The 20,024-nt window shown below is 61.3% G+C and carries 17 protein-coding genes and 3 pseudogenes; 7 read left to right on the top strand and 13 right to left on the bottom strand.

Translation table 11 applies throughout. From position 1 onward, the window contains the following. Window positions 1-3 precede the first annotated feature (3 nt). Together EO170_RS17635 and EO170_RS17630 are read right to left on the bottom strand one after the other, a co-directional pair. Window positions 4-786 carry a Stf0 family sulfotransferase gene (locus tag EO170_RS17635; RefSeq protein WP_126946967.1) on the bottom strand — a complete coding sequence of 261 codons (783 nt, stop codon included), beginning with the start codon at window positions 784-786 and terminating at the stop codon, window positions 4-6. A gap of 1,067 nt (window positions 787-1,853) precedes the next feature. Further along, window positions 1,854-2,597, bottom strand: a complete 744-nt coding sequence (locus EO170_RS17630; RefSeq protein WP_164741090.1) for a class I SAM-dependent methyltransferase — start codon at window positions 2,595-2,597, stop codon at window positions 1,854-1,856. A 285-nt stretch (window positions 2,598-2,882) separates the two neighbouring features. Between EO170_RS17630 and EO170_RS17625 the strand changes: the two are divergent. The 4 genes and pseudogenes from EO170_RS17625 to EO170_RS17610 all read left to right on the top strand — a co-directional run. Next, a pseudogene (locus EO170_RS17625) lies at window positions 2,883-3,086 on the top strand (IS5/IS1182 family transposase); the annotation flags it as partial. A gap of 203 nt (window positions 3,087-3,289) precedes the next feature. After that, the gene (galE, locus tag EO170_RS17620; RefSeq protein WP_241239468.1) at window positions 3,290-4,300 is read left to right on the top strand and encodes a UDP-glucose 4-epimerase GalE; all 1,011 of its coding nucleotides are present in this window, start codon (window positions 3,290-3,292) and stop codon (window positions 4,298-4,300) included. 76 nt (window positions 4,301-4,376) lie between these two features. After that, window positions 4,377-4,499: pseudogene (locus EO170_RS17615) on the top strand (IS5/IS1182 family transposase); the annotation flags it as partial. A gap of 355 nt (window positions 4,500-4,854) precedes the next feature. Further along, complete coding sequence (locus tag EO170_RS17610) at window positions 4,855-5,571, top strand: 2OG-Fe(II) oxygenase (RefSeq protein WP_164741089.1); 717 nt, start codon at window positions 4,855-4,857, stop codon at window positions 5,569-5,571. Between the two features lie 85 nt (window positions 5,572-5,656). Here the strand turns inward: EO170_RS17610 and EO170_RS17605 are convergent, their stop codons facing one another. After that, window positions 5,657-6,751: a PA0069 family radical SAM protein gene (locus tag EO170_RS17605; RefSeq protein WP_126946958.1), complete on the bottom strand. Its 1,095-nt coding sequence runs from the start codon at window positions 6,749-6,751 to the stop codon at window positions 5,657-5,659. Between the two features lie 136 nt (window positions 6,752-6,887). On the opposite strand from EO170_RS17605, the gene cls reads away from it, so the two are divergent. The 3 genes from cls (at window position 6,888) to EO170_RS17590 (ending at window position 9,470) form a co-directional block, all read left to right on the top strand. After that, window positions 6,888-8,348: a cardiolipin synthase gene (gene cls / locus EO170_RS17600; protein ID WP_104586248.1), complete on the top strand. Its 1,461-nt coding sequence runs from the start codon at window positions 6,888-6,890 to the stop codon at window positions 8,346-8,348. A gap of 74 nt (window positions 8,349-8,422) precedes the next feature. Next, entirely contained in the window at window positions 8,423-8,692 is a 270-nt protein-coding gene (locus tag EO170_RS17595; RefSeq protein ID WP_104535352.1) for a hypothetical protein, read from the top strand. Window positions 8,693-8,702: 10 nt separating this feature from the next. Further along, the gene (locus tag EO170_RS17590; protein WP_126946955.1) at window positions 8,703-9,470 is read left to right on the top strand and encodes a pyridoxine 5'-phosphate synthase; all 768 of its coding nucleotides are present in this window, start codon (window positions 8,703-8,705) and stop codon (window positions 9,468-9,470) included. Window positions 9,471-9,710: 240 nt separating this feature from the next. Here EO170_RS17590 and EO170_RS17585 read toward each other — a convergent pair. The 10 genes and pseudogenes from EO170_RS17585 to recF form a co-directional block, all read right to left on the bottom strand. Beyond that, window positions 9,711-10,117, bottom strand: a pseudogene (locus EO170_RS17585) (biopolymer transporter ExbD). A gap of 215 nt (window positions 10,118-10,332) precedes the next feature. Then, the gene (locus EO170_RS17580; protein ID WP_104606212.1) at window positions 10,333-10,743 is read right to left on the bottom strand and encodes a biopolymer transporter ExbD; all 411 of its coding nucleotides are present in this window, start codon (window positions 10,741-10,743) and stop codon (window positions 10,333-10,335) included. A gap of 3 nt (window positions 10,744-10,746) precedes the next feature. Further along, window positions 10,747-11,169, bottom strand: a complete 423-nt coding sequence (locus EO170_RS17575) for a biopolymer transporter ExbD (RefSeq protein WP_119130014.1) — start codon at window positions 11,167-11,169, stop codon at window positions 10,747-10,749. A 45-nt stretch (window positions 11,170-11,214) separates the two neighbouring features. After that, the gene (gene exbB, locus EO170_RS17570; protein WP_053046134.1) at window positions 11,215-11,979 is read right to left on the bottom strand and encodes a TonB-system energizer ExbB; all 765 of its coding nucleotides are present in this window, start codon (window positions 11,977-11,979) and stop codon (window positions 11,215-11,217) included. An 85-nt stretch (window positions 11,980-12,064) separates the two neighbouring features. Continuing rightward, a complete protein-coding gene (locus EO170_RS17565) occupies window positions 12,065-12,622 on the bottom strand; it encodes an energy transducer TonB (RefSeq protein ID WP_016901836.1) in 558 nt (185 codons plus the stop codon). A gap of 267 nt (window positions 12,623-12,889) precedes the next feature. Further along, the gene (locus EO170_RS17560) at window positions 12,890-14,086 is read right to left on the bottom strand and encodes a tetratricopeptide repeat protein (RefSeq protein WP_104586347.1); all 1,197 of its coding nucleotides are present in this window, start codon (window positions 14,084-14,086) and stop codon (window positions 12,890-12,892) included. 152 nt (window positions 14,087-14,238) lie between these two features. Beyond that, window positions 14,239-15,045 carry a M48 family metallopeptidase gene (locus EO170_RS17555; RefSeq protein WP_126946953.1) on the bottom strand — a complete coding sequence of 269 codons (807 nt, stop codon included), beginning with the start codon at window positions 15,043-15,045 and terminating at the stop codon, window positions 14,239-14,241. Window positions 15,046-15,107: 62 nt separating this feature from the next. Beyond that, window positions 15,108-15,932 carry a CPBP family intramembrane glutamic endopeptidase gene (locus tag EO170_RS17550; protein ID WP_126946950.1) on the bottom strand — a complete coding sequence of 275 codons (825 nt, stop codon included), beginning with the start codon at window positions 15,930-15,932 and terminating at the stop codon, window positions 15,108-15,110. 67 nt (window positions 15,933-15,999) lie between these two features. Then, the gene (gyrB, locus tag EO170_RS17545; protein ID WP_104586350.1) at window positions 16,000-18,444 is read right to left on the bottom strand and encodes a DNA topoisomerase (ATP-hydrolyzing) subunit B; all 2,445 of its coding nucleotides are present in this window, start codon (window positions 18,442-18,444) and stop codon (window positions 16,000-16,002) included. Window positions 18,445-18,558: 114 nt separating this feature from the next. Further along, window positions 18,559-19,665: a DNA replication/repair protein RecF gene (gene recF, locus EO170_RS17540; RefSeq protein ID WP_126946947.1), complete on the bottom strand. Its 1,107-nt coding sequence runs from the start codon at window positions 19,663-19,665 to the stop codon at window positions 18,559-18,561. Window positions 19,666-20,024: the final 359 nt, after the last annotated feature.

Raw genomic sequence — 20,024 nt, 5'->3', positions numbered from 1 at the left:
TCGTCACGCATACATCTCACGATAACGCATCACCCATTCTTCGGAGATTTCATCGGACTGGCGCCGATGCCGGGTTGGTGCGATGGCTCCGCAGTGCGCCGACAGCTCTAGGAAGTTCAACACCGAGCGCAGTGTGGATTCATAGTTCGCTGCGAGATCTTCATAGTCGATGGTCAACGGCTGGAGCCTGTATCGCTTGAAGAACGAGCGCCACGCGTCGTCGCCGCTCTGTAACCAATCGGCAAGACGTCGGATCGCCGCGGAGTCGAAGTCCTCGACGTGGATCGGCTTTATCGGATCATCAGAGCCCTCCACACGGACAAACTCGCTGGTCTTGAGGGCCTTGAACAGCGACACGGCTTGCTCGATGCGATCGGAACGGCGTAACCAGATATAAGAAAGGCGCGGAAAAGCCCGGCTGAACAAGACATGGGGGGATGCCAGACGATCGTTAAAGTTAGCCTGGAGTAGTTCCACTGCGTTGTGGAAGTCGGAAAATGGCCGCTGAAAGTGAATTTTTACGCCGAACACGCCGTTGTCGGTAGTGCCTGCATCGATAATTTGGCGCAGCGTCTGATCTGCAGGATGTGCCTCCCGATGCGCCTGTAGGAGCGCCTGGTAGCGTGCAGGGTCCATGTCGAAGATCTGCGCTTGTGGCAGACGCACAGGGGGCGCGAAATACTCTTCGGGCCGGCCCGCCACATTCGTCTGGCGTAATCCGCTTGCGAGCAATGTACTTCCGCTGCGCATCGTGGTGCAGATGATGTAAGACTGCCTGTTCCGCATCCTTGAGAACTCCTAGTGTCACGGAATTTCAGACCGTGCCGCCCCGACTTTAACGTCAGCTCTTCCAGAGCTTTGGTTGCTCACGAAAAGGCATCTGTCGCTTGCATCACCGACACATGAAATCAACAACGTCTGACGTCTGACGACTAAGCGAGATCCAGCATAACCACCCAACACTTGGCTGATTCTGTTGAAAAGGTAATTCTTGAGTCGCTGCAGCACCGCTGCAGGGCTGCAACGCATCAAAATTACCGTAAAGGTGCGCCATCATCTTGCCATCGCAAGAGGGGTCGACTCTGAATCCAAGCAACGTCTACAAGGCATCCTGCACTCCACGTTGAGGGCCTCTTGCGCATCCAGCAAGCGCTGATCGAGGACGTACTTCGCATCCTCTTACGATCAATCGTCCTAGTCAAGCTAGTCGATTCTCCTCGCTAGCCATTACGTTGAAGTTACGGGTTGAAGCTTAGAACGCCATTGAGCGAGCGCATTGATGACAGACTGGACTGCCACAAATTTTTTGCAGCTTGGTTGTCGTCAGGTTTCACATCACTAACGATTCTGGCGTGCTCGTTAAGATTTCTTGGGTTCGGATCGATCTCAACTTAACATCAACAATGAACAAGCTGACTGCCTGGATTGGCATCATCCTTACCGACAGCTTCCGATTTTCATGCATCGTGAAACGATGCCTTTGTGTCGGCACTCACACAACTTCACTGCATGCTCCAACGCGCTATTCGAACGCCAGCTTGAGTCATGGCCAGCACATTTCGGCGTAACACGCCAGTGCCTGGATAAGCAGCTGATAGACCCGAGTCGCCCGAGCTTGATGCTGCAATGCAGCACTTAGCGGAGCAGCAGGAGAAGATTGACAGAGCGGTGGACACACACCTGTACCCGTGACGGCTATGCGTGGAACATGGGACGAAGCCGCACCCGCATAGCAACGCAGGGACGAGTATTGCTGGCGTCTGATCTTTGTGCACTCCTTGTAAAATTTGTATAGCTTGATGCGTGCTGGCTGGATTCAGGCACCTCACCCGCGCCATATTGAAAATTCGATCCTATGACTGAATGATGTCGACTGTCCCGCCTGGATTGAAACGCTCCAATCGCGGCCTTGGCGTCAGTACCAGAGAATGAGTCGTAGCAAACCTAGCGTCCATTTTCCAAACTTTTTCACGAAAGGTTTCGCTCAGTTGAGCGCGATAGTGCTCTGCGTAGTCTATCCTGCAAAGCAGGAACTTCGAGGCAGCGGCGATGTCTTCCCGATCAATCACGCAAAATACTATCCAATCGGGGTGGGCGCTCAGCGCTTCAGCGACTCCAAGCATAAGATCCGGATAAGCAGGGCTTAGCATGTCGTCAAGGCAAACTACACCGTAGGGCTTCATGCAGCTAAATGCGAGTGCCATGTCCTGCATCAATGACGTCCCGTCATGATCACCGTCGATATGAAAGAACCTGAAAGCCTCGCGTTCCCTTTTAGGAACGATCATTTCAGCCTTCATTGATCGACTATCTCCACAGATAATATCCACACGATCCCTTAGACCAAACAGACGCAGACGCTCATCAAGCCTGACATTGACGTGGATATCCGGCCAGTCAAATCGGTCTATTGCCACCGCGCGCTCCTGCTCATGCAGCCCAATTGCCAGTGCTATCAAGAAACGCCCCTCGAAAGCACCTATTTCTGCGATGTGCCCGCCCCATCCAAAGTGTGTCTGCCCTCGTAGCAGTGCGTAGCAGATCCTCGCCGAAAATGCCGAGGACATTCCCGGAACCTTGAAATAGTGATCTTCCATGTAACAGTTAAAATTTAACATTTCAGGATTCGGTAGTGATGGCTGGAGGATGTTGGCTCATATTTTTTAAGCTTGCCACCCAGCTGCTCAATGGCATCGCTGATCAGTGAAATTATTGTTATGGTAGGTGCCAGAGCGTTTACTCCATCTTGTGGTGGAACGCTCCATTTTTTGGCGTTGCAGGTTGTTGCTGCGCTGCTCCCATACCAAGTCAGCCCACCTGAATGGAGCCTGTGAACAACGCACAGTAGACAACATTGGCCCGCACACGTTGAGGAGTGACCCATGCAACTGACGTTCGGTGACGCTGAGGGCTTGGGCAAGCGCAAGCAGACCCGCCGCGAGATCTTCCTGGCCGAGATGGAGCAGGTCGTTTCGTGGCAGCAGTTGCTTCAGCTGATCGAGCCGCACTACCGGTGCCAGGACGCCCTGGTCGACGGCCGTACGCACGGGCGGATGTTGCGGATTCGTTTGCTACAGCACTGGCATGTCTGTGGGTGGTGCTCCGGCAGGCGCTACCGGTCAGGGGGATGCTGCCTGGTGGTGGAACGAGCCGCCAGAAGCTGCATGGATCACGTAACTCAGGCCAGCTACACGCCTCATCTCGACGATGTCGTCTTAACTTCGAAGATCCTTGCTGCTTGAGCTTCCCTGGACGTGGCATTCAGCGAATTATGGAAGGAGGTTGTGCTGTGACCGATTTCAGGAAGAAGACTGGATCAGTTCTCGTTACCGGTGGCGCTGGTTATGTCGGAAGTCATGTCGTCCTGGAGCTGTTGGAGAAGGGTGAAAGAGTCGTGGTATTGGACGATCTGAGTACCGGATTGGCCGAAGCTGTAATAGGAGCGGAGCTGGTGGTGGGTAATGTCGGCGACATTCAACTCGTATCCCGGCTGATCCAGGATTACCATGTCGATGCGGTGATGCATTTCGCTGCGCGCACAGTTGTACCGGAATCTATCGAAGCTCCACTGCGCTATTACACTCACAACACCGTATTCACTAGCAATCTACTGTCTTCTTGCGTTAATTCGAACGTGAAGAACTTTATATTTTCCTCGTCGGCTGCCGTGTATGGCATGCCGGAGTCGGGTAAAGCCAGTGAAGAGACACCGCCAGTACCGATAAACCCGTACGGTACCTCGAAGCTGATGAGCGAGTGGATGTTGCGCGATCTTGCGACCGCCAAGCAGCTGAGTTATGTAGCGCTGCGTTATTTCAATGTCGCTGGTGCTGATGTGCGAGGACGTATAGGACAATCTACCCGAGATGCCACACTTTTGATCAAGATCGCATGCGAAGTGGCGGATGGTAAGCGGGATTGTGTCGAAATCTACGGTACAGATTTTTCAACGCCCGATGGAACAGGTGTACGCGATTATATCCATGTTCAGGATTTAGCATACGCACATTCCCAGGCCCTCGATTATCTCAGAGCCAACGGAACATCGGTTGTTCTTAATTGTGGATACGGGCATGGCTCGTCGGTACGTGAGGTATTGAGCGCGGTCGAGCGGGCCTGTGGCGGCCCGCTCCCGGTCCTTGAGCGGAGTAGAAGGATTGGTGATACACCCTTTCTGATCGCCGATTCCAGGAAGATTCGTTCGGTACTCGGTTGGTCTCCACGGTACGATGATCTCGATCTGATTGTAGAGAATGCTCTAGCCTGGGAGCGACGACTACCTGGTGTCCGGGCGACGTGAATAAAATTTTTCGCCAATATAAAATCAGGTTAGCGTTGCCCACGAGAAACTGGTGCGCAACGCGTGCAGCAAGCAGTTGATCGTCGACATACAGAGCGAGAGAACACGGATACGGCAAGTCAGAAAGACTATGACGCAGGCAAGAAAGTCTCCGGAATCCAGCGACATATCGCCGTCAAACACACAAAGCCTACCGCACGAGCCTAGCCAAGAACACCGTGCAGGCGCCGATGTTGTTTGCGCTCTCCAATCTGTGGATGGTGCTCCGGCAGTGACTGCCGATCAGAGCGTGGTGCTGCCTGGTGGCGGAATGATCCCCCAGAAGTTGCATAGATTACGCAACTCAGGCCAACTACACGCCTCATCTCGATGATGTCGTTTGAACTTCGAAGATCCTTGCGGGTTGTTCAGAGCTTTCCTCTACGCATCTACTTTTTGACATCGATTTTTCGTCAATGCGTCAAGATTAATTTGATTTTTACACCGACATCTTTGTATTTTTCTCGCCGCCTGTAAGTGACTTATATGTAGTGCAAGGTGTTGTCGCGATTGGTATGGTCATGCGCATGGACCAACCCGACTTCATCCAGATCACCGACAACGCCGTCTCGCGCGAGGATTGCGCCGCTATCGTGCAGCGCATGCGCGCCAGCCAGCAACTGCAACCGGGGCGCGTGGGCAGCGGCGTGTTTCCCGAACTCAAGCACAGCCGCGACCTGCGCATCAGCGGCGTGGCCGAATGGGCCGCGGTGGAAAACCGCCTGCAACAGGCCGTGTTCGAAGGCGTGCTGACCTACCTGCGGCAGTATCCACAAGCCCTGATTTCACCGCTGATGCTGCAGGTCACCACCGCCAACGGCAGCCCGCACCGGCTGGTGGCCGAGGACATCGTGCAGATGAGCGACCAGGCGTTGGGCGACCTGGCCCGCACCTGCCTGCGCCCGGGCGCGATCAACCTGCAGTGGTACACCGCCGACCAGGGCGGCTATCCGTACTGGCATTGCGAACTATATCCACGCGATGCCAGCGCCGACACGCTGCACCGCCATCTGCTGTGGACGCTGTACCTCAACGAGGAGTTCGAACAGGGCGAAACCGAATTCCTGTTCCAGCAGCGCAAGGCCCGCCCGCGCACCGGCAGCCTGCTGATCGCCCCCACCGCCTTCACCCACACCCACCGCGGCAACCGCCCGGTCGGCGGCGACAAGTTCATTGCCACCAGCTGGATCCTGTTCCAGTCGGCAAGCGCCTTGTACGGCGGGGATTCGTGATTCGGGATTGGGGATTGGTAAGGGCAGGTCACTGCAGTGCGCCGGCTGTTACGAATCCCCAATCCCAAATCCCCAATCTCCGCCCCTAGAACAGACTGCCTTGCGGCGATTGCGGTACCGGCTTGGCCGGTGGAGCAGGGCGCCGGAACTTGCCGGTGTCCAACGCCGGCATGGCGCGGGCGTCGAAACCGCTGCGGCGGTGGGCCAGGGCGAAGCGGCGTGCCAGCAACTCCGCGTACACGCCTTGGCCGCGCATGCGTGCGCCGAAGGCGCTGTCGTAGTCCTTGCCGCCGCGCAGTTGCTGGATCGTGCTCATCACATGCGCGGCGCGTTGCGGGTGATGGGTCTGCAACCAGTCGCGGAACAGCGGCGCCACTTCGTGTGGCAGCCGCAGCAGCACGTAGCCGGCACTGTGCGCGCCGGCATCGGACGCGGCCTGCAGGATCGCCTCCAGCTCATGGTCGTTGATCCACGGGATCACCGGCGCGGCCATCACCCCGACCGGCACGCCGGCCTCGTGCAGTGCCCGCATCGCGCGCAGGCGAGCGTGCGGTGCGGACGCACGCGGTTCCAGCCTGGCCGACAGATGCGGGTCCAGCGTGGTCACCGAAAAATGCACGTTGACCAGGCCCTCGCGTGCCAGCGGTGCGAGCAGATCCAGATCGCGCGTGACCAACGCATTCTTGGTGATCAGCGTGAACGGGTGCCGGGTCTCCCACAGCACCTCGATCAGGCGCCGCGTCAGTGCGCGTTTGCGCTCGATCGGCTGGTACGCATCGGTGTTGATGCCCAGCGCGATCGGGCTGGGCACATAGCCCGGGCGCGACAGTTCGCGCCGCAGCAGCTCCGGTGCATTGGTCTTGGCGAACAGCTTGGTCTCGAAATCCAGCCCGGGCGACAGGTTGAGATAGGCATGCGAGGGCCGCGCAAAGCAGTAACTGCAGCCATGCTCGCAGCCACGGTACGGATTGACCGATTGCGAGAAGCCGATGTCCGGCGATTGATTGCGGCTGATGATGCTGCGCGCGGTTTCCTCGGTGACCTGCGTGCGTAACGCCGGCGCGGCGAACTCCTCGCTGTCGTCGACGTACCAGCCATCGTCCACTGCCTGCTGGGTGGTGGTTTCGAAGCGTCCGGGGAGGTGGCCGGTCGCACCGCGGCCCTTGATCGCAGTTGCCATCGCGCCATCGTACGGCCGGCAGGTCTCAGGCAATGCGACCACGCGCAGCGCCACGATGAAGCTTTCAGGCCCGGCGCGGCGATCGTGTTGGTCGCCCGGTCATCGCAGCGGCGCGTGCGGCCCGTAGAATCCGCGCATGCTCGCATCCGTACAGGGCGCGTGGGATCGGCTGGCCACCGTTCCCCACCTCGAAGCGCTACTCCTGGCCGCCTATGTGCTGTACCTGCTGTGGATCGCCAGCTGGATCGTGCTGCAGAAGCGCGAGCCGGTGGCCACGCTCAGCTGGGTGCTGTCGCTGGCCGCGCTGCCGTACCTGGGCCTGCTGATCTACTACTGGCTCGGCCCGCAGAAGGTCAAACGCCAGCGGCTGCGGCGCGGCCGCTCGCGCTCGGGCATGGAGAGCTATAGCAGCGTCTGCCCGCCGGACGCAGACTGCACCGAGCTGGCCAAGATCGCCCAGTCCACCACCGGCCTGGCCCCCAGCAGCGCCACCGAGGTGCACTGGCTGGTGGATGGCGCGGCCACCTATGCGGCCATCATCGAGGCCATCCGCGGCGCGCGCGACCACATCCATCTGGAGTACTACATCTTCCAGCCCGACCACAGCGGCACCGCGATCTGCGATGCACTGATGGAGCGCGCACGCGCTGGCGTCAAGGTGCGCCTGCTGATGGATGCGGTGGGCTCGTCGGCGATGACCCGGCGCAGCCTGCGGACGCTGCGTGCGGCCGGCGTGGAGACCGCCTGGTTCCATCCGTCCCAGTTGCTCAAGCCGTTCAAGCGGCCGTGGCTGAACCTGCGTACCCACCGCAAGGTGGTCGTGGTCGACGGCAGGATCGGCTTCACCGGCGGCATCAACGTCACCGACGAAGAGAACGAACAGGTCCGCAGCGATGCCTATCGCGACCTGCACGTGCGCCTGCAGGGTCACGTGGTGCGCAGCCTGCAGCTGGTGTTCCTGGAAGACTGGCTCTACGCCACCGGGCAGGGCCGCGCCGCCTTCCACGGCCAGCAGCTCTGGCCCGAGGACGTGCCAAGCCGCGCGCAGGGCGATGTCGACGCGCAGGTGCTGATCTCCGGGCCGGATTCCTCGTGGGAGTCCATCCACCGGCTGATGGTCGCTGCGATTCACGAAGCCCGGCATCGGGTCTGGCTGGTCACGCCGTACTTCGTTCCCGGCGAGGCCGCGCGCATGGCGCTGACCTCGGCCGCATTGGGTGGCCTGGACGTGCGCCTGCTGGTGCCGCGCGTCAGCGATTCGCGTCTGGTCACCTACGCGGCGCGTTCGTATTTCGACGAGCTGCTCGAGGCCGGCGTGCGCATCTACGAATATGGCCCGCGCATGCTGCACACCAAGGCGCTGCTGGCCGACGACGACGTCTGCATCGTCGGCAGCGCCAATTTCGACAGCCGCAGCTTTCGCCTGAACTTCGAGCTGTCGATGCTGTTCCGCGACCAGGCGGTCGCGGCCGAACTGGCCGGCTTGATCGACGCCGACCTGCAGCACGCGCAGGAAGTGCGCTTTGTCCGCCATCGACCGTTGTGGCGCTCGCGGCTGCCCGAAGCCTGCGCACGGCTGCTGTCCCCGCTGCTGTGACCCGCACCGCCGCGCCCACGTGGAACCGTGCCGGGCGCGGCGCTACACTGCCGCCACTGATCGGGGAGCTCGTCATGCACTGGCTGTTTCTGCTTATGGCGTTGGGTGCGCTGGTGCTGGCCTTCAGCACGCCGCACGTGTGGTTGCTGGTGGCTTCGCTGCTGGTGGCACTGCTGTTGCTGTTGCTGTGGACGCGCGGTTGGTTCGCCTCGCGCATGGGCGATGCCCAGCGCGACACCAGCAGCCTGATCGACCCGGCCGAGCTGCGCCGCCTGCGCGAGATTGCCGAAGCCCGCAAGGCCGCCGCACTCAACGCCACCCGTGATGGCGAGCCGCAGGCCTGAGACCGACGCAGTGACCACCCAGCTCAGCGTCAACGTCAACAAGATCGCGGTGTTGCGCAATTCGCGCGGCGGGCACGACCCGGATGTGGTGCAGGCCGCCCGCACCTGCATTGCCGCCGGCGCGCATGGCATCACCGTACACCCGCGCCCGGACCAGCGGCATATCCGCGCCGATGATGTGCTGGCACTGAGCGCGCTGACGCGCGAGCACGGCGTCGAATTCAATATCGAAGGCAATCCGTTTGCGCCACCGCGCGACGGTTATCCAGGTCTACTGGCGTTATGTCGTGCCACGCGGCCCGAGCAGGTCACCCTGGTACCGGATGGCGATGGACAACTGACGTCCGACCACGGGTTCGATTTTGCACAGGACACCACCCAACTCGCCGCGCTGATTGCTTCATTCAAGGCAATCGGTGCGCGCGTCAGCCTGTTTGTCGATGCAGGCAATCCCGATATTGCGCAAGCGGCGGTACTGGGTGCAGACCGTATCGAGTTGTACACCGGCCCCTATGCGCAGGCGCATCTGAGCGGCCAGCCGAGTGCTGCATTCAAGCTGTTTTCCGACGCTGCACAACGCGCAGCCGCGGCAGGTCTTGGCGTCAATGCCGGTCATGATCTGTCGCAGGACAACCTTGCCGACTTTCTGAACGCTGTCCCCGGCGTGCTTGAAGTGTCAATCGGCCACGCGCTGATCGGCGAGGCTTTGTATCAAGGGTTGGATGCGAGCGTGCGTTCGTATCTGATGATACTGCGCAGCGCATCGGTTGGCGCTTGAGATACTCAGGCTAACAAGCACGTGTATCAAGAACGACGGTGCTGACCGCAATACTGGGCGCGGTTTGAGGTCGAAATCGCATTGACCTCTGGATTCCCGCGCGTTCGATTCCTGCCCACCTTCTACGCGCGCCTGACGACAGCTTGCTACGTTTTTTGTTAATTTAAAGCGCTGAACGCTGTAAAGATCATTATTTACACCGAAGCAAATTTTCACTGCCCAGATGCATTATTAACTCCATTAGTTACTACACAAAACTAATGCGATCGGTCTGCGCATTTTTTTTGCCTCAGCCAACAACTTGGCCATCACCGCGTACTCCGCATCGGCACTGACGGCGATCCGCAGTTCCGGCTGATTTCCAGCTGTTTCGTGCATCTGCTCGGTGAACCGCAGCTGCAACTTCTGCAGTGTCGCCAGGCTGGCATTCTAGATCACCTTGCCACCAGCACCCACACAAATGCGAGCGGTGCAGGCGGCTCCAACTGTCGCTGCGGTAAGTCGCTACGCTGCTGCAGATTCACCGTGATTGCTCGCGTCAGCATCGGCACGGTGACGATGATCAACAACACCAACATGACATCCACCAGCGGCGTGACATTGATCTCCGCCAGCGGTTCCCGATTGCCGGCCGTACTGAAAGCCATGACTGCCTCCCGTGCTGTGACCGTGGGTGCTGCACGATCGAGCATACACCTGGTCGGGCGCAGCGACAGGCCGGGGCAGGGCGACTGCAGGGAAGCAGCGTTTATCTAGCGAGCCGAAGCGTCACTCCGGGAGTGGATCATGCATAAAAAACGCCACCGTTTCCGGTGGCGTCTGCAGTCGCGTCATGACTGTGGTGGTGCGGTCTTGCGAAATCTTACTGCATGAAGCCGATTTTCTTCATCTGCGAGTTCTTTGCCGCAGCCAGGACTTTGGCCATCACCTCGTACTCCGCGTCCTGGTTCGCATCGATGCGCAGTTCCGGCTGATTGGTCGGATCGCTGGCGATCACTTCTTCCATCCTCTGCTGCAGCTGATCCACCTGCACTGGACTGTTGTTCCAGAACACCTGGTTGCTCGCGTCGATCCGCAACTCGATCGGCGGCGGCGGTTCGGTTGTCTGCGGTGGCGGGTTGAGTACCCGCTGCGGCAGATCCACGGCGATCGGATAGGTCATGATCGGCGCAGTGACGATGAAGATGATGAGCAGCACCAACATCACGTCCACCAGGGGCGTGACATTGATGTCGGCCATCGGGCCACGGTTTCCACCGGTACTGAATGCCATGGCTTACTGCCCCTTCTCTTTGGTCGCGACGAAGCCGATGTCGAGCATGCCCTGACCCTGCGCGATCTTGGTGATCTCGTTGATCGTACGCATTTTGGTCGTGCGGTCGCCACGCAAATTGAGCGGCGGCTGCGGCGTCTGCTGTGCGGCAGTGGACAGGCGCGACTCCAAGGCCTCTTTTGAAATTGCTTGATCGTTCCAGAACAGATCGCCGTTTTCTTTAACCGCCAAGGTGATTGGATCAGAGCGCTTTGTTGCTTCCTCTTCCTTGTTCAAGTTAGCGTGCGGCAGATCCACCTTGACCTTATGGGACATCAGCGGTGCGGTGATGATGAAGATGATCAGCAGCACCAACATCACGTCCACAAGGGGCGTCACATTGATGTCGGCCATCGGGCCACCGCTGTTTCCACTACTGAAGGCCATAACGGGCTCCGTCTAAATCGTTGCGAGGTCGTTCTTTACTACGGATTAGCGAACGCGCGAACCAGTGGCGAAGAAGTCGTGCAAATCGTGGGCAAAGGTATCGAACTTGGCGATCACCGAGCTGTTGACCTTGGAGAAGAAGTTGAACGCGAACACGGCCGGGATGGCGACGAACAGACCGATCGCAGTCATGATCAGCGCTTCACCCACCGGGCCGGCCACTACCTCAATGGAGCCAGAGCCGGTTGCACCGATCTTGATCAGCGCGCCGTAGATGCCCCACACGGTACCGAGCAGACCGACGAACGGCGCGGTCGCACCGACGGTGGCGAGCAGGGTCATGCCGGACTGCAGCTTGGTGCTTTCGCGGGTCACGGCCTGACGCAGGGCGCGGTCGACGAACTCGGAACGGCTCAGGCTCTCGCCTAGACCCCCGACGCTGGTGCCTTCAGCACGCTGGTGGTGAGCAGCGGCCTGGGCTGCGTCCAGCGCGATCTTCGAGAACGGCTCGGACGCCGGCTGCTCTTCCATGGCGCGGATGGCGTCCTGCGCATTCGGGGCATCCCAGAACGCGGTGGTGACACGGTCAGCCGCGCTCTTCAGACGGGTGGCGCGGAAGATGTTGATGACAGTCCAGTACCAAGATGAAGCGGACATGGCAATCAACGTGATCAGGACGACCCAGGACACGGCGAAATCGCCGGGGCTGGAGGTCATTTCGGTCATCAGATGCTCAAAGCCCATCTGCGAAAGACCGGCCGACGGATTGGAGCCCCCTGCAGCGGCGGCGATAAAGATTTCCTGCAGCATGACGCTTACCTTTGTTGTGTGTGGTGATGAAGGGTGGAGCGAAAGGAAGACAGGATCCTGGGCCGACCGTGGCCGGCCCGTGGGATCAGTTCAGAGCAAAGTTGACCGGGACGCGGACACGTCCGGCGGCTTTCTGCCCGTTGACAGTGGAGGCGTTGAACTTCCACTTGCGTGCTGCGTCCATCGCGGCACGGTCAAGGTCGCGGTTGCGGCTGGACTTTTCGACCGACACGTTGGTCACGTTGCCGCTTGCATCCACATCCACGATCAGGATGACCTCGCCTTGGACACCGGCCCGGAATGCAGCCGGCGGATACTTCGGCGGGTTCATGTTCTTGGACGAGATATCGACACTGGCGCCGATGTCACTCGGCGGTTGCGGCGGAGCCGGCGGGCTTGGCGGCGTGACGATATCGCTGGGACGCGGTTCGGGAACATCGACGACCGGTGCTTCCGGCGGCGGCGGAACCGGTGACGGCTTCGGCGGCGACAGATTCTTGACCGGCGGTGGCGGCTTGTCTTCCGGCGGCGGCGGCGGCGGCGGCGGCGGAGGAGGAGGCGGTGCATCCACCAAGGTGACCATGGTGGTGCGCTCCTTCTCTGCCGGAGCCTTCGGCGCCACTGCAGGGATCAGCAACATCATCAGTGCAGTGAGGTGCAGGGCAATTACAAAAGCAATGCCGATAATGCGGGCCCAGCTCAGACCCTGGTTCCCGGCATCATAGTCATGCCTGTGGATAACGAGTTGTTCCGTCATGCGCCAATGGCTCTTTCAGTGGGGGCCCCGGATCACTGTGATGATCCCCAGGTTTTCGGACGGCTTTGACACCGCAGGAACCCCCAAGCTTATACCAATCCCGAGTCCTGTAACCACTAAAAATACAGCGATTTCGGGGGTTTATTTTCTTTTTTACTTCAGATTGATGATCTTCTTGGCGTCATCAGGTTTTTTGACACCCTTGGCGATTGCCTGCTGCGCGGCCTGCTTGGCCTCCGGGATGCGACCTTCCGAATGCAGCACCTTGGCCAGATTCAGATAGGTCTCGCCGTCCTTGGAAAGCGGTGCGGCCTTTTGCCAATTCTCGATCGCCTTGGGCACATCTTCGCTGTAGTAATACGACTGTGCCAGCGCAAGGTATGTCTGATAATCGGGTTTAAGGATGCCTTTTTGCATACCTTCATTGATGACCGCGATGACGTCCTTTTCCTTGTTCTCGGTGTTGGCGTAGATGGAATACAACTGCTTGTACTCCTTTTCTTCGGTCAACTGCCCGGCCGCGCGCAGCTTGTCCATCACTGCGGCAGCCTTGTCCATCTGGTCGGCCTGCATATACATGCTGGCCAGGTTGAGCTGGGCCTTCTTGTCGTTGGGCGTCTTGGCGGCGAGCGCTTCGGCAGCGGCCACCGCTTCACCGGTCTGGCCGGCTTCGGCATAGGCCGCCATCAGCAACTGGTTCCAGGTGTCCTTCGGCTCGGGCGAGGCGGCGATAGCCTGCTTCAGCACCGGAATGGCTTCCTTGTAGCGCTCGGCCTGGTACAGCGCCTGACCCTTGAGGATCAGATCTTCAGGGCGCTGCGATTTGCTTTCTTCCAGATACTTGTCCAGCGTTGCCAGGCCTTCGGCCTGCTGATCGTCCTGCATCTGCAACTGCGCCAGCATCAGCATCGACTGGAACTGGCCGTTGTTGTCCAGCGCATTGAGGCCGATGGCCTGCTGCAGATACGTCTTGGCAGCGGCGGTGTCGTCCATGTTGTACGCCGCCTGGGCGGCCAGCTGCGCCGCCAGCGCCTTGTCGGCTTCGTTGGCCGAGCCATTGGCCAGGATCTCATCGGCCTGGGTACGCACGGCCGGGAAGTCTTCGCCCTTGTTGAAGGTTTCGATCAGCTTCTGCAGCTTGCTGCCCAGCTTGGACGAGGGCTTGATCGTCGGCGCGGCGCGGGTGGACTGCGGATACAACTCTTCGGCCTTGCCGCTGCCCTTGGACTTGCGGCTGGCGCGCTCGGACGAACGATCCGACTGCGCGACCGCATCGGCGACGACAGCCCCGCCCAGCGACGCGGCGATGAACAGGGACAACAGGGCTTGCTTGCGGTTGAGCAGTTTCATGTTTCACCTCGGACGAGCCGCCGTCGGGCGGTACGGAAAGCGGAATAAACGCTGTACGAAAAATCTGAGCCGGCAAAGTTAGCAGAAAGTCTCAGTTCCCGAAAACGGTTTCCATGCTGTGTTGCGACATTCGGTACGTAAGCGCTGCACGATCAGCCGCAGCGCGGCACGCGTCCGTCCTGTCGCGCTTGCTGGTAAACCGGTTCGAGTTGACCGACGTCTGTCTGCAATTCGCGGATGCGATTGGCCGGGTCGGGGTGGGTGGACAGCCACTGCGGCTGGCGGTTGCCGCTGGCGGCCATCATGTTCTGCCACAGCGTCACCGCCTGGGCAGGATCGAAGCCGGCCTGGGCCATCAGGCGCTGGCCGACCACGTCGGCCTCGCTCTCCTGGGTCCGTGAGCCCGGCAGCAGAAACACGGTCTGGGCGGTCATCCCGCCGACCTGGTTGACGGCACTGGCTGCACCGTCGCCATAGGCCGCACCGGCCAGCGCGCCGATGATACCCAGGCCGGTCTGCGCACCAAGCTGACGGGTGATGCGTTCTTCATGATGGCGCGAGATCACGTGCCCGATCTCGTGCCCAAGCACGGCAGCTAGCTGATCCTGGGTCTTGGCGACGGTGAAGATGCCGGTGTTCACGCCGACCTTGCCACCGGGCAGGGCGAAGGCATTGGCTTCGTCATCGACAAACAACGCGGTTTCCCAACGGGTCTCGCGCCACTGCGGCGGCAGCTGCGCGACCAGCGCATTGACCACGCACTGCACGTAGGCGTTCTGCTTGCCGTCGGTGCTGACTTTTTCCTTGGCCTTGTTCTGCGCGAAGGACTCTGCGCCAAGCTTGTCGAGCTGGTCCTGGGTGACGCCTCCCACCACCTGTCGGCGGCCGGTCGGCGAGGTTGTGGTGGCACATGCCGTCAATGCAAAGACGGCGACAACGATCAACAGCCTGGCTTTCATTCAGTCCCCCTTGAACCCTGGGGGCATTTTGGCAGGCTCGTCTTAACTTTTCGTCAAACGGCTCAGCCGAGGCCAAAAAAGTACAGCGCCGCCAGGGCGGTGGCGTTATTGACGCCATGCGCCACGATCGGTGCCCACAACGTGCCGGTGCGCCAATACAGCCATGCAAACGCCGCGCCCATGCTGCCGTAGACCAGCCACAGTTGCGCGATGGCGGCCGGGCCGTTGCCGCTGACGCCGGGCACCTCGTGCACCAGCGCAAAGATCGCGCTGCTCAGCACGATGCCCAGCCAGGGCCGGCCGGCGGCGAGCAGGCGGCCGAACAGCACGCGTCGGAACAGCAGTTCTTCGTACGCCGGGGCGATGGCCACGGCAAACACCACCAGCGCCAGCGGCCATTGCTTGATGGCTTCTTCCATCAACGGCAGGTTGGTCGGCACCGGCTTGATGCCCAGCGCGGACGCCGCGACGCTGACCAGATTGCTGAGCAGGAACACGCCAACCGCGATCAGCGCGGTCCAGCCCCAGGTCGAGGCACGCCTGGTGGCGGCCCGCGAGGCCCTGCGTTCGTCTGCGGTCGCACGGCGGCGCCAGTAGTACAGCAGCAGGGCCGGCGAGGCCGTGCTGACCAGCGCGGTGAGCAGTTGCACCAGCACGCCGGGTTGGCCGATCGTGGCCATGATCTGGGTCGGGGAGGGCGTCAGGCCCTGCGCCTTGGCGGCCTGCACGGCGCTGACGCCGCGGAACACGCCCCAGAGCGCGAAACCGGCCACGCTCAGCAACAACAGCAGGCCGGTGGCGATCAGTACATCGATGCCGAAGCCGAGCAAGGGCGGAAGCAGCGGGGCATTGCCGGCAGCCGGCCTCGGTGGAGGATCTGTGCGCATCGTCGTCCTGAAAAAACCGCAGACGCCGGCGCATCACCTGCGCGATGTGCCGGCGGGCGACGGTGGCTCAGATGTCCAGGTTGGACACCTTCAGCGCGTTGTCCTCGATGAAGTCGCGGCGTGGCTCGACCACATCGCCCATCAAGGTGCTGAAGATCTGATCGGCGGCCACGGCATCTTCGATACGCACCTGCAACAGGCGACGCGTATCCGGGTTGACCGTGGTCTCCCACAGCTGCTCGGCGTTCATTTCGCCCAGGCCCTTGAAGCGCTGCACCTGGCGGCCCCGCTTGGCCTCTTCCAGCAGCCAGGCATGCGCCTGTGCAAAGCTGGTGATCGGGTGGGTCTTGTTGCCGCGCACGATCTGCGCGCCTTCGCGGACCAGGTCGTGCAGGGCCAGCGAGACCTCGCGCAGCGGACGCAGCTCGCCACTTTCGAACGCGCCCATCGGCAGCACCTGGGTGAATTCCTCGCCCATGTGCCTGCGCACCGCCACCAGCGACGCCGAGGCGCTGTCGGTGGCCGGGTCGAAACGCAGCTGGTAGCGCGCCGTGCCCAGGGTGCCGCGGTTGAGCACCGCCTGCAGCGCATCCAGGGTGGGATGCGCCTCGCCTTCGGCCTGCAACTGGTCCACGTCCAGCGGCGGCAGGTCGATCAGCGCGGTGAGCAGCGCCGGGTCGTAGCGGTGCGCATTGCGCGCGATCGCCTCGTTGGCGCTGGTGAACAGCATCAACAGCTTTTCCAGCGCTTCGCCGGTGATCGGCGGCTCGTCGGTGGCGGGGATCAGCGCCGCGCCTTCGACCGCATTGCTGGCCAGATAGGCATTGAGCGCCGCATCGTCCTTGAGATACAGCTCGCTCTTGCCCTGCTTGAGCTTGTACAGCGGCGGCAGGCCGATGTAGATGTAGCCGCGCTCGATCAGCTCCGGCATCTGCCGGTAGAAGAACGTCAGCAACAGGGTGCGGATGTGCGAGCCGTCGACGTCGGCGTCGGTCATCAGGATGATGCGGTGGTAGCGCAGCTTGTCCGGGTTGTACTCGTCGCGGCCGATGCCGGTGCCGAGCGCGGTGATCAGCGTGCCGACCTGGTCGGACGCCAGCATGCGGTCGAAACGCGCACGCTCGACGTTGAGGATCTTGCCGCGCAGCGGCAGCACCGCCTGGTTCTTGCGGTTGCGGCCCTGCTTGGCCGAGCCACCTGCCGAGTCACCCTCGACGATGAACAGTTCGGACAGCGCGGGGTCTTTTTCCTGGCAGTCGGCCAGCTTGCCGGGCAGGCCGGCGATGTCCAGCGCTCCCTTGCGGCGGGTCAGGTCACGCGCCTTGCGCGCGGCTTCGCGCGCACGTGCGGCGTCGACGATCTTGCCGGTGATGGCCTTGGCTTCGTTCGGGTTCTCCTGCAGGAACTCCTGCAGGCGCGCACCGAAGGCGTTTTCCACTGCCGGACGCACATCCGAGCTGACCAGCTTTTCCTTGGTCTGCGAGGAGAAACTGGGGTCGGGCACCTTGACCGACAGCACCGCGATCATGCCTTCGCGCATGTCGTCGCCGGTCAGCGCCACCTTGGCCTGCTTGGCGATGCCGTTCTGCTCGATGTAGTTGCTGAGCACCCGCGTCAGCGCGGCCCGGAAGCCGGCCAGATGGGTACCGCCATCCTTCTGCGGGATGTTGTTGGTGAAGCAGTACATGGTTTCCTGGTAGGCGTCGGTCCATTGCAGGGCCACGTCCACCACGATGCCGTTGTGCTCGCCGGTCACCGAGATCACATTCGGGTGCAGCGGTGACTTGAGCTGGGCCAGATGCTCGACGAAGCTGCGGATGCCGCCTTCGTAATGGAAATCGTCGCGACGGCCTTCGCCACGCTCGTCGATCAGCGCGATCTTGACCCCGGAATTGAGGAACGACAGCTCGCGCAGGCGGCGCGCCAGGATGTCGTAGTGAAACTCGACATCGCTGAAGATGGCCACGGCTGGCTTGAAACGCAATGTGGTGCCGCGCTTGGTCGATGCTTCCAGCTGCTTGAGCGGGTACTGCGGCTCGCCCAACGCGTATTCCTGCTGGTAGTGGAAGCCGTCGCGCCAGATGTCCAGCCACAGGTGCTCGGACAGCGCGTTGACCACCGACACGCCCACGCCGTGCAGGCCGCCGGACACTTTGTAGCTGTTGTCGTCGAACTTGCCGCCGGCGTGCAGCACGGTGAGGATCACCTCGGCCGCAGAGACGCCTTCTTCCTTGTGGATGTCGACCGGCACGCCGCGGCCGTTGTCGGACACCGCGACCGAGCCATCGACCAGGATCCTGACCACGATGTCGTCGGCATGGCCGGCCAGGGCTTCGTCGACCGAGTTGTCGACCACCTCGAACACCATGTGATGCAGGCCGGTGCCGTCATGGACATCGCCGATGTACATGCCAGGGCGCTTGCGGACGGCTTCCAGGCCACGCAGCACGGTGATCTTGCTGGAGTCGTAGGTGCCGTTGGGAGTAGGCGAGGTGTTTTGTTCGTCGGTCATGCGTGTGCCGTTAGCTCCACAACACGGGCGCAGGCGGCAGGAGCCGCATCGCACCGTGGGAAAAGGGGGATAGCCCGGAAATTATACCAGTCGGCCCACCTGCGCCGCGGATGGCTAGGCCACGGGCCTCAACACGGCGACATTGCCATGTTCCACGTGGAACTTGTGCAGCAGCTTTCCGGAGTCGAGCAGGCCGGGCGGCACTTCGGTGGCGGTGATCAGCACCTGGGCCGGTGCGGAGGCCAAGCGGTGCAGCACGCGCGCCTGGTGGTGGCGATCCAGCTCCGAACCCAGGTCGTCCAATGCAATCACCGGCCATTCGCCACGCTCATGGGCGAAGTCTTCGGCCTGCGCCAGCAGGCAGGCGAGGGCGGTGAGCTTTGCCTGGCCACGCGAGAGCGCATCCTTGCCCGGGAGCGCGTCGAAGACGGGTGCCCAATCGGCGCGGTGCGGCCCCTGCGAGGTGTAGCCGTTCTGACGGTCACGCTCGCGTGCCAGGAGCAGCGCATCGGCAAGCGAGACCTCATGACGTTTCCAGCCCGGCACGAATGTCAGCGCGGACAATCCCAGCGACGGGGCGATAGCAGCGGCGACCGGGATCAACCGTTCCTGCAGCCGCTCCAGGTAGCGAAGGCGACGCGATGTCAGCGTTTCGCCGGATTCGGCAAGTTCATGATCCCAGGCGTCGAGCATCCGCGGCTGTGCGCCCTGCTTGAGCAAGGCATTGCGCTGCTTGAGCGCCCGCGCATAGCGCCGCCATAGCGCCAGGAAGTCAGGTTCCACGTGGAACAGGCCCCAATCCAGGAACCGTCGCCGCGGTTCACCGCCACCACTGATCAACACATGGCTCCCGGGCTCGAAGGTCACCACAGCCAGTGCGGCACACAGGGCGCCGAGCTGTGCGACATCCTCGCCGTCCAGCCGGCCGGTCCATTCCTGCCCGCTATGGCGCAGACCTGCCCGACGCGTGCGTTCGCCCGTCTCGGCCGTGCCCTCGTGCCACTCAACGAAGACCTCCAGATCGCTGGCGCCTTGCTGGATCAGTCCGTCGCGCACGCGGCCACGAAAGCTGCGGCCGTAGGCCATCAGGTGCAGCGCTTCCAGCACGCTGGTCTTGCCTGCACCGTTATCGCCGGTCAGCAGGTTCAAGGAACGGGCGGGGTGGAGGTCGACGGTCGCGAAACGACGAAGTCGATGGATGGACAACCGCACTACGTGCATCGATCGGTGTGCTCTGCGCTGTGATCCGGCATCCCGGTCGGAGCGGAGGATACGTGATCGATGCGGATCCTGCGCGTGGTCACGTGAAGCGGTCCACGGACAAGCAGGGGACAAGCTGTGGATAAAAAGCAGGCCTGAGAAGCGCCGCGTGCTTATCCACAGGTTGCTGACCCTTCCACAGGGGTCTAGACACAGGGTTTCGAGGCAATAAAATCCTTTCAAAACATAGAGATAGTCTGGTTTCTGGCGAAATCTGGCCCTACCATCACCACCAAGCTCTTAAATTATTTATAGATTTAAAAGCAAAGCTCGATGTGCATAAGTCAAAAACAGGCCAAGGAAACACGTCAACCGGGCGC

The organism is Xanthomonas sp. BRIP62409, from assembly GCF_003992965.1.
GTDB lineage: Bacteria > Pseudomonadota > Gammaproteobacteria > Xanthomonadales > Xanthomonadaceae > Xanthomonas > Xanthomonas euroxanthea.
This window is presented reverse-complemented; position numbering and strand designations above follow the sequence as displayed.